13 protein-coding genes are annotated in these 12,656 nt (G+C 66.3%); 1 reads left to right on the top strand and 12 read right to left on the bottom strand.

Going from position 1 to position 12,656, the window contains the following annotated elements:
- The first annotated feature begins 243 nt into the window (after positions 1–243).
- Positions 244–447, top strand: a complete 204-nt coding sequence (rpsU, locus tag HLH29_RS10340; protein WP_010506446.1) for a 30S ribosomal protein S21 — start codon at positions 244–246, stop codon at positions 445–447.
- Positions 448–851: 404 nt separating this feature from the next.
- On the opposite strand, the gene HLH29_RS10335 is transcribed toward rpsU, so the two are convergent.
- From HLH29_RS10335 to phoU, 12 genes are all read right to left on the bottom strand, one after another.
- Positions 852–1,202: a hypothetical protein gene (locus HLH29_RS10335; protein ID WP_182966474.1), complete on the bottom strand. Its 351-nt coding sequence runs from the start codon at positions 1,200–1,202 to the stop codon at positions 852–854.
- 749 nt (positions 1,203–1,951) lie between these two features.
- Positions 1,952–4,072 carry a prolyl oligopeptidase family serine peptidase gene (locus tag HLH29_RS10330; protein ID WP_182966472.1) on the bottom strand — a complete coding sequence of 707 codons (2,121 nt, stop codon included), beginning with the start codon at positions 4,070–4,072 and terminating at the stop codon, positions 1,952–1,954.
- Between the two features lie 69 nt (positions 4,073–4,141).
- Positions 4,142–5,254: a 3-isopropylmalate dehydrogenase gene (gene leuB / locus HLH29_RS10325; protein ID WP_182966470.1), complete on the bottom strand. Its 1,113-nt coding sequence runs from the start codon at positions 5,252–5,254 to the stop codon at positions 4,142–4,144.
- 41 nt (positions 5,255–5,295) lie between these two features.
- A complete protein-coding gene (leuD, locus tag HLH29_RS10320; protein WP_182966468.1) occupies positions 5,296–5,919 on the bottom strand; it encodes a 3-isopropylmalate dehydratase small subunit in 624 nt (207 codons plus the stop codon).
- A 3-nt stretch (positions 5,920–5,922) separates the two neighbouring features.
- A complete protein-coding gene (gene leuC / locus HLH29_RS10315; RefSeq protein ID WP_182966466.1) occupies positions 5,923–7,326 on the bottom strand; it encodes a 3-isopropylmalate dehydratase large subunit in 1,404 nt (467 codons plus the stop codon).
- Between the two features lie 150 nt (positions 7,327–7,476).
- Complete coding sequence (rplS, locus tag HLH29_RS10310) at positions 7,477–7,857, bottom strand: 50S ribosomal protein L19 (RefSeq protein WP_182966464.1); 381 nt, start codon at positions 7,855–7,857, stop codon at positions 7,477–7,479.
- A 30-nt stretch (positions 7,858–7,887) separates the two neighbouring features.
- Complete coding sequence (gene trmD / locus HLH29_RS10305; protein ID WP_182966462.1) at positions 7,888–8,634, bottom strand: tRNA (guanosine(37)-N1)-methyltransferase TrmD; 747 nt, start codon at positions 8,632–8,634, stop codon at positions 7,888–7,890.
- Complete coding sequence (gene rimM / locus HLH29_RS10300; RefSeq protein ID WP_182966460.1) at positions 8,631–9,194, bottom strand: ribosome maturation factor RimM; 564 nt, start codon at positions 9,192–9,194, stop codon at positions 8,631–8,633. Before rimM ends, trmD begins: the two co-directional genes overlap by 4 nt.
- Positions 9,195–9,231: 37 nt before the next feature.
- On the bottom strand, positions 9,232–9,582 hold the full coding sequence (gene rpsP / locus HLH29_RS10295; protein WP_182966457.1) for a 30S ribosomal protein S16: 351 nt from the start codon (positions 9,580–9,582) through the stop codon (positions 9,232–9,234).
- Positions 9,583–9,649: 67 nt separating this feature from the next.
- Positions 9,650–11,035 (bottom strand): signal recognition particle protein, encoded by a 1,386-nt coding sequence (gene ffh / locus HLH29_RS10290; RefSeq protein WP_182966455.1) that lies wholly within the window; start codon positions 11,033–11,035, stop codon positions 9,650–9,652.
- Positions 11,036–11,213: 178 nt separating this feature from the next.
- Positions 11,214–11,738 (bottom strand): Spy/CpxP family protein refolding chaperone, encoded by a 525-nt coding sequence (locus tag HLH29_RS10285; RefSeq protein ID WP_182966453.1) that lies wholly within the window; start codon positions 11,736–11,738, stop codon positions 11,214–11,216.
- Positions 11,739–11,888: 150 nt separating this feature from the next.
- On the bottom strand, positions 11,889–12,587 hold the full coding sequence (gene phoU / locus HLH29_RS10280) for a phosphate signaling complex protein PhoU (RefSeq protein ID WP_182966451.1): 699 nt from the start codon (positions 12,585–12,587) through the stop codon (positions 11,889–11,891).
- Positions 12,588–12,656 lie beyond the last annotated feature (69 nt).

The raw sequence follows: 12,656 nt of genomic DNA, 5'->3' as shown, positions 1-12,656 counted from the left end.
CGCGTCGCGGCCCGGAATCCTCACGGAATCATCCACCCCCGCGTCTGGCGCGAGGCGGACCTGTAAAATAGTCCGCCCCCGCCCCGCAGGAAACGGGCGGAATGATTTGTATTTCGCGCAAAGCCCATGTTATAGCTCCGCGCCATTCGGGAATCGCGTGCAGGGCCGGGCCTTGGGCGGTTATCCCATCCATGGTTTTCGTGGTTAACCCCAAGGCAGCCACAAACAGGAGTTAGCGACCAAGTGCAGGTTCTCGTTCGCGACAATAATGTCGACCAGGCTCTCAAGGCACTCAAGAAGAAGATGCAGCGTGAAGGCATCTTCCGCGAGATGAAGCTGCGTCGCCACTACGAAAAGCCCTCCGAGCGCAAGGCGCGCGAGGCTGCCGAGGCCGTGCGCCGCGCCCGCAAGATGGAGCGCAAGCGTCTGGAGCGCGAAGGGTTCTGATCCGCCGTCAGGCGTCGATCCCCGCAAGAAAGCCGGTTTCCCCTCGGGAAGCCGGCTTTTTTCATGCTTGCTTCAGATGCGGCTCCTCCTCGCCCTCGTCAGCTCGGATCGTCCGGCGGTATCGGTGCATCGAGCAGCCGCAGAAGCTCCTCCGGGATGGGCTCGTCCGCCACCGACCCCGCCATTCTGGAGAGTGCGTCCCTCAACCATGCCTCCAGCACGATTTCTTCCCCCGATCGCCTGGTCCCGGCCGGCCGCTTGCTACTCCGCTCCCCCGGATCTCCTTCCATTGCAGAAGCTCGACCTGGTTGCGCACCCGTAGCCAGAACTCGAGATCTTGCCTCGGGAGGCCGGCTTTCTTCATGCCGTGGCATGATCCCGGGACAGCTTCCCGGACTGCCCCGTCACTTCGGATCGCCTTCGGGAATCGGCAGTCCGACCAGCCGTAGAAGCGCCTCCGGAATCGGCTCATCCACCACCGATCCCGCCATCCGGCACAGCGTCTCCTTCAGCCATGCCTCCAGCACGACCTCCTCGCCCTGCCGCCCGCTCCCGGCGGCAGGCCGCTTCCGGTCCTGCCCCGCCCATGTCGCGCCCCATTGCAGACATTCGATCTGATTGCGGACCCGCAGCCAGAATTCGACATCGTCGACCAGATTATCTTCCAGGCTGCGCGCGATATGACGCCGGACGACGGCAATGGCGTCCTTGCCATGGGTCCGCACCATGGCAGAGGCCATGGCAGGGGCCATCATAGGCGATTCGCCTGGTTCATCCTGTATCACGTACCCATCCCGTTCGCATTCATTCCGAAACGCCATCGCAACGGTAAGGGCACGCCTCCGCGTGCCGCTCCTGGCGTCGGGCGGGTAGCAACGTGTTCCAAAAAGGGCAAAAGCACGCCCTGCCTATTTCCATGGCGATAAACAGCATGACCCGTTCACCGCTGGACATAGTCCGGGTGTTATATTCGGCAGGCCACCCGACAAGGAGGCCACCCTTTTGGAAAAAGCGTTGCTACACGCCATGTTCAAGATATCACACAGGATTTTTCGACGCCACCCCGAAGGGTGATCAGCCCTTGCGCGCAAGCGTCTGGAGCGCCAAGGGTTCAGCGATCCGCTCTCAGGCGTCGATCCCCGCAAGAAAGCCGGATTCCCTCGATAGGCCGGCTTTCTTCATGCCGTCTTTCAGATCTGGACGCTTCCCCGGATCACCGCGTCACCGGATCGCCCTGTGGAATCGGCGTCCTGGCCGCACCTGGCGTCGGGCGGTTAGCAACGTGTTTGCATGAGGCATAGGCACGTCCTGCCTATTCCCACTACGGCAACAGGTCTCCCCGTTCACCGCTGGACAAAGTCCGGGTATTATATTTGGCAAGCCACCCGACAGAGGGGCCGCCTCAATGCAAAAGAGCGTTGCTACACGCCGCTACCGGCGTATCACGCAGAACTTTCCCACGCCACCTGATGTGCGATTATTTCTGCGACCAGAAACAATCGCCTCAATGGCCCCGATCCATCAGGCGACTCAGATACACCGCCTCCAGCGCGCGCTCGCGCGCGACCTCGTTCGCATTCACCGTCCCGGAATGACCGCCTTCGGTATCCTCGTAATACAGAAAGGGCACCCCGAGCGCCTGGAGCCGCGCCGCGAACAGCCGCGCATGCACCGGCCCCACCCGGTCATCGAGGGTCGAGGTAAAGATGAATGGCTCGGGATAGCGCACCCCGGGGCGCAGCGCCCGCAGGGGCGAAATCCGTTCCAGGAACGTCCGCTGCTCCGGTACCGCCATGCTGCCATACTCCCCGGCCCATGAGGCCCCGGCAGCCATGGTCTCGAAATGCTCCATGTCCAACAACGGTACGCCCACGATCACCGCCCCCCACAGATCGGGATGCTGGGTGAATTCCACCCCCATCAGCAGCCCGCCATTCGAACGCCCGCGAATCCCCAGATGGGCCGGCACAGTGATCTTTCGCGCGATCAGGTCGCGCGCCACGGCGGCAAAATCGTCGAAGACATGCTGGCGGCCGGCCATCCGCCCCGCCTCGTGCCAGGCCGGCCCGAACTCGCCGCCGCCCCGGATATTGGCCACGACATAGACACCACCCCGATCCAGCCACAGCCGCCCCGCCACCGGGTCGTAATCGGGCAATGACGAGAGCTGGAATCCGCCATAAGCGGTCAACAGGGTCGGATTGCTGCCATCGGCCCGCATATCCGCCCGATGCACGATGAAATAGGGAATCCGCGTCCCATCGCTCGAAACCGCCCATTCCTGCCCGACCACCAGCCCGGCCGAATCGAACTGGGGCGGCAGTTCCATGATCTTCCGCGCGCTGCCGTCAGTGCTGTCGGCCAGCCAGAGCTGCTGCGGCGTCAGGAAGCCCGAGACCGAGAGAAACGCCCGCCCCGAACGACGGTCGGCATCCATGATATGGACCGACATCATGTCGGGCAGCTTCAGCCGCGTACCACGCCAGCCACCGGCCGCATCGGGCCGGTAGACCCACCCCTGGCCGCGCACCGAGTCGAGCACCGTCATCACCACGCCCGTCCCCGTCACCGCGACTTCATCGACCGCCTGACGCGCGCCGGGCGTAAACAGGAGCTGAACCGGCGTGCGCCCGTCCGGATCGACGGCGATGACGCTGCCGGCCGGAACCTTCACGCCGTCCGACAGCCAATCCTGATTGGCCGACAGAATCAGCCGCCCGGCCAGCAGGCCATGCAGGTCCATGCGCGCAGGCAGGTCGAGCGCCCGCGTGCCCCCATCGGTCACAAGGCTGTAGCGATCCTCGAAGAAGGTCACGGCGCGACGGATCAGCACCAGCCGGTGCCCCTGCCCGTCGGCCAGCGCAACCGGCGCCACCAGCACGTCATCGCGCTGGCCGCGCATCACCTCCACCGCGCTATCCAGCGCCTGCCCCCGATACAGGCGGCGCACCACGAACGGATACCCCGAACGGGTCATCGCCCCGCCAGAGACGCCACTCGGGCCGTCACCCCAGTCGCGCGCCACCAGCAGCGTGTCCCGATCTTCCCACGCCACGGTCTGCTTGGAGTGGGGCAACAGGAAACCATCGGGCGTGAACCCGCCAGACAGAGGGGCGAATTCACGCAGGGTCGTCGCGTCCTCGCCCCCTTCCGAAAGCTGGATCAGACAGGGCGAATCGTCGGGCGCCAGACAGTCCGCGCCCTGAAACACCCAGTTGCGATGCTCGCGCCGGGCCAGTTTGTCGACATCCAGCCGGGTGGTCCACACCGGATGCCCGGCCAGGAAGCGCTCCGGCGCGGTTTCGCGCCAGATCCCGCGCGGATGGGCCGCGTCCTGCCAAAAATTGAAGATTTCCCCGCCCAGGAAGGTCGGCACCGGTATGCGGTGCGCATCCTGCCGAATCCGCAGCACGGAATCATGAAAGACACGATAGCGTGGATCGGCTTCCAGCCCCACGAAGGTCCGCCGGTTCTGCTCATCCACCCACGACAAGGCGGCCTTGCCGCGCACTTCGGACAAGGCGTCGGGGAGCGGCGCGGAAGAAGAAGAGGCGACAGCCGGCATGGCGGCCAGCATCGCAAATCCAGCGATGATGATTCGAAACGAGCGCATGGCCGGAAGCATTCCAGATGTTCCAGCCCGTGGGAAGCCCGATACCGTCCCCCCCAGCGGGGGGACGAGTGCCGGATCGGATCAGCCGTTCAGCTTGTCCAGTTCGCGCACCACGGCCTCGCCCATCACGGTGGTACCGACCTGGGCCATGCCGGGGCTCATGATATCGGCGGTGCGCAGGCCGCTGGCCAGCACATTGGCCACCGCCTGTTCGATCAGCGCAGCCTCGGCTTCCATTGCGAAGGAGTAGCGCAGCAGCATCGCAAATGAGAGGATCTGCGCCAGCGGATTGGCGATTCCCTTGCCGGCGATATCGGGCGCGCTGCCATGGATCGGTTCATACAGCGCCGGACGCCGCCCGTCCTCATCCACCGCGCCCAGCGTGGCCGAAGGCAGCATGCCCAGGCTGCCGGTCAGCATCGACGCCAGGTCGGACAGCAGGTCGCCGAACAGATTGCCGGTCACAATGACGTCGAACTGGCGCGGATTGCGCACCAACTGCATGGCGCAATTGTCGGCCAGCATGTGGGTCAGCTCCACATCCGCATAGTCGCGTGCATGCAGCGCGGTCACGACCTCCTTCCACAACAGGCCGCTTTCCATCACGTTGCATTTCTCGACCGAACAGACGCGGTTGCCGCGCTGCCGCGCCAGGTCGAAGGCAACCCGCGCCACGCGCTCGATCTCCGACGTGGTGTAGATTTCGGTATTGATGCCGCGCTTGCTGCCATCGGGCAGCGTCTCGATGCCGCGCGGGGTGCCGAAATAGATGCCGCCCACGGACTCGCGCACGATCATGATGTCCAGCCCGGCCACCACTTCGGGCTTCAGCGTGCTGGCCTCGGCCAGCGCGTCGAACAGCTTCGCGGGGCGCAGGTTGGCAAACAGCCCCAGCTCCTGCCGCAGCTTCAGGATCGCGACCTCCGGCCGCAGATCGAAGCCGACCGACGCCCATTTCGGATCGCCGACCGAGCCGAACAGCACCGCGTCCGCGGCCTTGGCCGCCGTGATCACCTCGTCACGGATCGGCACCCCATGCACCGCCAGCGACGCGCCACCAACCAGATCCTCGGAAATATCGAAGGCGACGCCGCGCTTGCGGCCCATCCACGCCACGACCCGCGCGACCTCGTTCATCACCTCGGGGCCGATCCCGTCGCCGGGCAGGACAAGGAGCTTCTTGGTAACGGTCATTTCTCGTCTTCCTGTCGTGACAAAGAGGCGGCGCGCAGCCGTCAGTCGATGACGATGCGCGGCTGCCAGGGCTGGTGGCGGGCACGCGCAGCCTCGAACGTGCTGATCGCGCCTGCGTGCTGAAGGGTCTGGCCGATATCGTCCAGCCCCTCCAGCAGCAGACGCTTGCGCAGCGGATCGATCTCGAATGCGATTTCCTCGCCATCCGGGCGCACGACCACCTGCCGCTCCAGATCGACCGTCAGCCGGCCATTGGCGCCCAGCCGCGCATCGTCCATCAGCGCATCGCAGATCTCGCGCGGCAGGCGGATCGGCAGAATCCCGTTCTTGAAGCAGTTATTGAAGAAGATATCGGCGAATGACGGCGCGATCACGCAGCTTATGCCGAAATCCAGAAGCGCCCAGGGCGCATGCTCCCGCGACGAACCACAGCCCAGATTGTCATGGGTGATCAGGATGCCGGCCTTGCGATAGGGCTCCCGGTTCAGCACGAAATCCGGCTTCTCCGATCCGTCTTGATTGTAGCGCATGCCATCGAACGCATGCACGCCCAGGCCGGAACGCTTGGTGGTCTTGAGGAACCGCGCCGGAATGATCTTGTCGGTGTCGATATTCGCTTCCGGCAGAGGCGCCGCGATCGCGGTCAGGACGGTGAATTTATCCATGGCTCAGATCAGCTCCCGCACGTCCGTCAGATGTCCCGTCACCGCCGCCGCCGCCGCCATCGCGGGCGAAAGCAGGTGGGTACGCCCGCCCGGCCCCTGGCGTCCTTCGAAATTGCGGTTGGAGGTCGAGGCGCAGCGTTGCCCCGGCGTCAGCCGGTCGGGGTTCATGCCCAGGCACATCGAACATCCCGCCTCGCGCCATTCGAAACCGGCATCGAGAAAGACCCGGTCCAGCCCCTCGCGTTCGGCCTGCGCCTTCACGATGCCCGATCCCGGCACCACCATGGCGCGCACGCCCGCCGCCACATGCCGCCCCGCCACGATCGCCGCCGCCGAACGCAGATCCTCGATCCGGCTGTTGGTGCAGGAGCCGATAAAGACGACATCGACCGGCACGCCGGCGATCTTCTGCCCCGCCTCCAGCCCCATATAGTCGAGCATGCGCTGCAACTGCGCGCGCTTCGCCCCGTCGGTTTCCGCCGCCGGATCGGGAACGGTGCCGGACACCGGGATCACCGTCTCGGGGCTGGTGCCCCAGGTCAGGACCGGCGGAATATCCTCGGCCCGCAGTTCCACGATCTTGTCGTACTGCGCGTCCTCATCGCCCACCAGCGTCTTCCAGTAGGCCACCGCCTGCTCGAACGCCTCGCCCTGCGGGGCGAAGGGCCGGCCGCGCACATACTCAAAGGTTGTTTCGTCCGGCGCCACCAGCCCGGCGCGCGCTCCCGCCTCGATCGACATGTTGCAGATCGTCATCCGCCCGGCCATGTCCAGCCCGCGAATGGTCGAGCCCGCGAATTCGATCACATAGCCGGTGCCGCCGGCGGTGCCGATGGTGCCGATAATGGCCAGCATCACGTCCTTGGCGGTCACCCCCGCGCCCAGCGTGCCCTCGACCACCACTTTCATGTTCAGGGCGGGCTTCTGCAGCAGGGTCTGGGTCGCCATCACATGCTCGACCTCGGACGTGCCGATGCCGAACGCCAGCGCCCCCATTGCGCCATGGGTCGAGGTATGGCTGTCACCGCAGACGATGGTCATGCCGGGCAGCGAAATCCCCTGCTCCGGCCCCACCACATGCACGATGCCCTGCCGTTCCGACAGAAGCGGGAAATACGGCACGCCGAATTCGCGCACATTGCGCTCCAGCGTCTCGATCTGATTGCGGCTTTCCGGCTCCTCGATCGGCAGGGTGCGGTCGGAGGTCGGCACGTTATGGTCCACCACCGCGATGGTGGCGTCCGGCCGGCGCAGGCGGCGGCCGCTGATACGCAGCCCCTCGAACGCCTGCGGGCTCGTCACCTCATGCACGAGGTGCCGGTCGATATAGAGAATGGCCGTGCCGTCCTCGAGCCGTTCCACGACATGACTGTCCCAGATCTTGTCGAACAGCGTGCGTGCGGCCATCGGTCTTTCCCCTTCGGAACGGCATGGCGTGGAACGGCCCCGCCATCCGCGAAGCCACGCGGACGGCGAAGGAACGAACCCGTAGAATCAGGACGATGCGCCACCCATCGGCCGTGGCCGGAGGCGACGCATCGCGGTATCGGATGGCGATCAGGCCGTGGCCGTCACCGTCTCGCGGGCGCGCTCGGCGATACGCGCCGACTTGCCGCGACGGCCACGCAGATAATACAGCTTCGCACGACGCACGGCGCCGCGACGCACGACCTTGATCTCGGCGATCGTGGGGGAATAGAGCGGGAACACGCGCTCGACGCCTTCGCCGTTCGAGATCTTGCGCACGGTGAAGTTGCTGTTCAGCCCCTTGTTCGAACGGGCGATCACCACGCCTTCATAGGCCTGGACGCGCTTACGCTCGCCTTCGACAACGCGGACCGACACGCGGACCGTGTCGCCGGGGCCGAATTCGGGGACCGCACGCTCGGCGGAGAGGCGGGCAATCTCACCGGCCTCGTACTGCTGGATAATGTTCATGATCGGGTTCCTCGTTTCAAAACAGTCTAATCAGTGCAGCCGGTCGGGATCAGCCGCATGGCTGACCGGATCGGACGTGTCTTGGCCGGTGCGGCGCCGATACGCGGCCCAGAGGTCGGGCCGGCGGACGCGGGTCGCCGTCTCGGATTCAGTCTGCCGCCAGCTTGCGATGGCGGCGTGATGACCGGACAGCAGGATGTCGGGGACATCGCGCCCCTCCCAGCTCGCCGGCTTGGTGTAATGCGGATATTCCAGCAGCCCGTCGGAGAAGCTTTCCTCCGTGCCGCTGGCGTCCGAGCCCATGACGCCGGGGATCAGCCGGACGCAGGAATCCAGCAGCACCAGGGCCGCCATCTCCCCGCCGGAGAGGACATAATCGCCGATCGAGACCTGCTCGACGGCGCATTCCTCCAGCACCCGCTCATCCACCCCCTCGTAGCGCCCGCACAGCACCACGATTCCGGGGCCACTGGTCAGGCGACGGACGTCATCCTGGCGCAGCAACCGCCCGCGCGGAGTGGGATAGATCACCGGGCGCCCGGCCGCCGCCACGTCGCGGATCGCGGCGGCCACCACATCCGGACGCATGACCATGCCGGCCCCGCCGCCGAAAGGCGTGTCGTCCACCACCCGGTGCCGCCCCAGGCCGTATTCCCGCAGGTCGCGCAGATCGAGCGACCACAGCCCGTCCTCCAGCGCCCGCCCGGCCAGCGACTGGCCAAGCGGACCGGGAAACATGCCGGGAAACAGCGTCAGGATAGTCGCCTGCCAGGTCATGACGCCTCTCCGACGGCAGGGGAAACCTCCCCGGCCTCCGGCGACAGCTCGCCCTGTATCTCGACCTCATCCGGCAGAACCGCTTCGATCCGGCCGGCGACGATGTCGATCACCGGGAAACAGGCCTGGGTAAAGGGCAGGATCAGGGGCGCACGCCCCTCCCCGCCGATCTCCAGGCTGACCCCGGCACCATAATCATGGACGACCAGGACGCGCCCCAGCGACCTGCCACCCTGCTCGTGAACCAGCAGCCCGATCAGGTCGGCAAAATAGAATTCGTCCTGATCGGGCTCCGGCAGGCTGGCCCGCGCGATGTACAGGCGGCGGTTGACCAGGGCCTGGGCGGCTTCCCGCCCTGCCACAGGCTGGCCCGCCGCGTCGCGCAGTTCGGCAATGCCGTCACCGCGCCAGCGCAGGGTCCAGACCTGTCCCCGGTCGTCGGTCAGCGTTCCATAGGCAGTCAGGTCTTCCGGCACGGTGGCGTAGCTGTGCACGCGCACCAGCCCCCGCACGCCATGCGGCCGCCCCACCACACCCATCAGGATACGATCGCGATCCACCGGTTCAGCCCGTCCGTGTTCCTATCCGCCCGTTGGCTCAGGCCGTGGCGGCAGCAGCGGCGGCGGCAGCGGCGGCGCGCTCCTGCGCACGCTTCTTCGGCGCGGACTGCTTCGGCTGCTCGGTATAGACCGGCTTCGCGATCAGGCCGGCATTGCCCAGGAAGCGGACAACGCGGTCGGTCGGCAGGGCACCCTGCGACAGCCAGTACGTGATGCGCTCACTCGTCAGACGGATGCGGTCGGCATGGTCGGAGGGCAGCATCGGGTTGTAGGCGCCCACCTTCTCGACGAAACGGCCGTCGCGGGGCGAACGGCTGTCGGCCACCACGATGTGGTAGTAGGGGCGCTTCTTCGCGCCGGCGCGGGCGAGGCGGATCTTCAGGCTCATTGAGGCAATTCTCCGAAATGAAAATGTGCGGAATGCGGACAGGGACGAAACGATCAGGTCGATCGCGTCAGCCGAACGGACGGCCGCCGGGCGGTTTCGGCCCCTTGGGCATGAGAGCGGACATTCCCTGGCGCATGAGACCTTTCATGCCGAGCTTGTTGATCCGCTTCATCATCGTGGACATGTCATCGAACTGCTTCAGCAGCCGGTTGACGTCCTGAACAGTGCTGCCCGACCCGGCGGCGATGCGCTTTTTGCGCGACGCCTTGATGATGGCGGGCGTCTTGCGCTCCGCCCGGGTCATGGACGAAATGATGGCCTGGTGGCGCTTCAGGACCGACGTATCCAGGTCCTTGTCGCCCAGCGCCTGCTTGACCTTGCCCATGCCGGGCAGCATGTCGAGAATCCCCGACAGCGAGCCCATCTTCGCGATCTGGCGGATCTGCGCGGCATAGTCGTCCAGGTCGAACTTGCCCTGCATCATCTTGAGGGCGATCTTCTCGCTCTCTTCATGATCCAGGGTATCGGCGGCCTTTTCCACCAGGCCGGCGATATCGCCCAGGCCCAGGATACGGCCGGCCACGCGCTCGGGATGGAACTCCTCCAGCGCGTCCAGCTTCTCGCCCGAGCCGGTCAGCTTGATCGGCGCGCCGGTCACGGCCCGCATCGACAGCGCGGCGCCGCCTCTTGCATCGCCGTCCATCCGGGTCATGACCACGCCGGTCACGCCCACGGCCTCGTTGAACGCGCGGGCGGTGTTGACGGCATCCTGGCCGGTCATCGCATCGACGACCAGCAGGGTTTCGGTCGGCGACGTCTCGGCGCGGATCTCCCGCACCTCGTTCATCAGCGCCTCGTCGATCGACAGGCGGCCGGCGGTGTCGAGAATGACGACGTCGAAACCCTCGCGCCGCCCGGTATCCATGGCCCGCCGCGCGATCTCGACCGGCGTCTGGCCGGGCACGATCGGCAGCGAGGGCACGCCCGCGCGCTCGGCAAGCTGCTGCAACTGCAACTGCGCGGCCGGGCGCTGGGTATCCAGGCTGGCCAGCAGCACCTTCTTGCGCTCGCGGGTCGCCAGCCGCAGGGCGATCTTGCCCGAGGTCGTGGTCTTGCCCGAGCCCTGCAGGCCGACCATCAGGATCGGCACCGGCGGGACGGCATTCAGGTTCAGCGGCACCGCGCCCGCGCCGCCCAGCGCGTCGATCAGCGCGTCATTGACGATCTTGGCGACGGCCTGGCCGGGCGAGATGCTGTCCAGCACCTCATGCCCCACGGCGCGCTCGCGGACCTTGGTAACGAAGTCCTTGACGACCGGCAGCGCCACGTCGGCGTCCAGCATCGCCAGACGCACCTCGCGCATCGCCTCGGCCACATCGGCCTCGGACAGCGCGCCGCGCTTGGCGAGGCCGTCGAACACACCGGAAAGCTTACCTGACAGCGCCTCGAACAAAGGACGTTCACCCCAAAAGATATCGCGCCACTGCGCGAACACTCGCGAGGCGGCGGTCCTGATTTCGGGGAGGCTTTACGCCCCTCCCCTCCCGCTGTCAACGATTCCGGTCCGGAGCGGCCAGGGAATGGCCACCCCGGTGGAATCGCGACTGTCTGGCCATCTTATTCCGGGCGCCTCATTCCTCGCCGTCTTCCTTGGGCGCACCCTTGGCCGGCGGCGGGGGCGGGGGCGGGGCCGTCAGCTCGTCCAGCTGCTCGTGCAGCGAACGGATCTTGTCCTCGCGTGCCTTCGCATCAGCCAGTTGCTCCGGCGTCAGAATGTCATGGATCTTCACCGCCACATCCAGCCGGCTGTCGATGGCGGCCTGATGCAGGGCTTCGACCTGCTGGGTCAGCGACGTCAGCTTCGCCCGGTCGACCGGGCCGGGCGTCAGCAGCAGGTCGCGGATCTGCTCATGCAGCGCGCCTTCCTGCTTCCAGTCCGCGCGCTTGTCCTTGCGCGCGGCGGCCAGGATTGCATGGATCTGCTTGTGCTGTGCCGGGGTCAGCTTCAGTCCGGCCAGAACCTCCAGCCCATGATGCGCTCTCCAGCCGCCATGGAAACCCGGGCCGGGAGGCGGCGGCGGCATATCATGGGCCTGGGCCGCCGTTGCCGACAGGCCGGCCAGGACCGTCACCGCCAGGATCGTCTTCTTGAACATGTGTGAGCCTCTCTTTCCGTAACCGGCCCGGGGTCACCCCCGGTCCAACCATGAAATCTAACCATGCAAAGCCGGTTCGAAATCAGGCGTTTGTGCTACGAAATGTAAGCATGCCAGCCCTCACCATCCGACATGCAGGCGGGTCGTCCGCTAACGGACGGAGGCACCCCCGCGCGGCCTTTCCGTCGGCAGCATCTCACCCGTGGCGGCGTAATAGACGCGCTCGGCGATATTGGTGGCGTGGTCGCCGATCCGCTCCAGGTTCTTGGCGATGAACAGCAGATGGGTGCAGGAGCGGATCGTACGCGGGTCCTCCATCATGTAGGTCACCAGCTCGCGGAACATGGCGGTATACAGCTCGTCCACCGCCGCGTCCGACCGCCAGACCTCGACCGCGCGCTCGCTGTCCTGCTGGCTCATGGCGTCGACGGCCCGGCGCAGATTCTCCTGCACCAGCCGGCCCATGCTGCGCAGGGCCCCGGCCGGGACATCGGTTGGCACGGTATCGACCTTCAGCGCGCGCTTGGCCACGCTGGCGGCGCAGTCGCCGATCCGCTCCAGGTCGCCCGAAATCTTCATCGCCGCCACGATCTCGCGCAGATCGCCCGCCATCGGCGCCCGCAGCGCCAGCAGGCGGATCGCCAGCCTCTCGATCTCGCGCTCCAGCTCGTCCACCTGCGGATCGAGTGCCTGGGCCGTCCGGCCGGCCTCGATATTGCCCTCCACCACGGCGGCAACCGCCTGTTCGGTCTGCCGTGTGACCAGCCGCCCCATGGCGACCATCATTCCGCGCAACTGCGAGAGCTGCTGCTCGTAGCTGCTGACGGTGTGCGCCTGTTCCTTGACCACGGTGCTTCTCCCCCTGCCCGCCGAACTCAGCCGAACCGGCCGGTGATGTAATCCTGGGTGCGCCGCTCG

The sequence above is a fragment of the Gluconacetobacter tumulicola genome (assembly GCF_014174215.1).
GTDB lineage: Bacteria > Pseudomonadota > Alphaproteobacteria > Acetobacterales > Acetobacteraceae > Gluconacetobacter > Gluconacetobacter tumulicola.
The sequence above is the reverse complement of the archived record's forward strand: the minus strand, read 5'-3'. Positions and strand labels throughout refer to the sequence as shown.

Coding starts and splice junctions, on each gene's coding strand:
- HLH29_RS10335 (WP_182966474.1), bottom strand. CDS start 1,202: ATGATGGCCCCTGCCATGGCCTCTGCCATGGTGCGGACCCATGGCAAG.
- HLH29_RS10330 (WP_182966472.1), bottom strand. CDS start 4,072: ATGCTTCCGGCCATGCGCTCGTTTCGAATCATCATCGCTGGATTTGCG.
- leuB (WP_182966470.1), bottom strand. CDS start 5,254: ATGACCGTTACCAAGAAGCTCCTTGTCCTGCCCGGCGACGGGATCGGC.
- leuD (WP_182966468.1), bottom strand. CDS start 5,919: ATGGATAAATTCACCGTCCTGACCGCGATCGCGGCGCCTCTGCCGGAA.
- leuC (WP_182966466.1), bottom strand. CDS start 7,326: ATGGCCGCACGCACGCTGTTCGACAAGATCTGGGACAGTCATGTCGTG.
- rplS (WP_182966464.1), bottom strand. CDS start 7,857: ATGAACATTATCCAGCAGTACGAGGCCGGTGAGATTGCCCGCCTCTCC.
- trmD (WP_182966462.1), bottom strand. CDS start 8,634: ATGACCTGGCAGGCGACTATCCTGACGCTGTTTCCCGGCATGTTTCCC.
- rpsP (WP_182966457.1), bottom strand. CDS start 9,582: ATGAGCCTGAAGATCCGCCTCGCCCGCGCCGGCGCGAAGAAGCGCCCC.
- HLH29_RS10285 (WP_182966453.1), bottom strand. CDS start 11,738: ATGTTCAAGAAGACGATCCTGGCGGTGACGGTCCTGGCCGGCCTGTCG.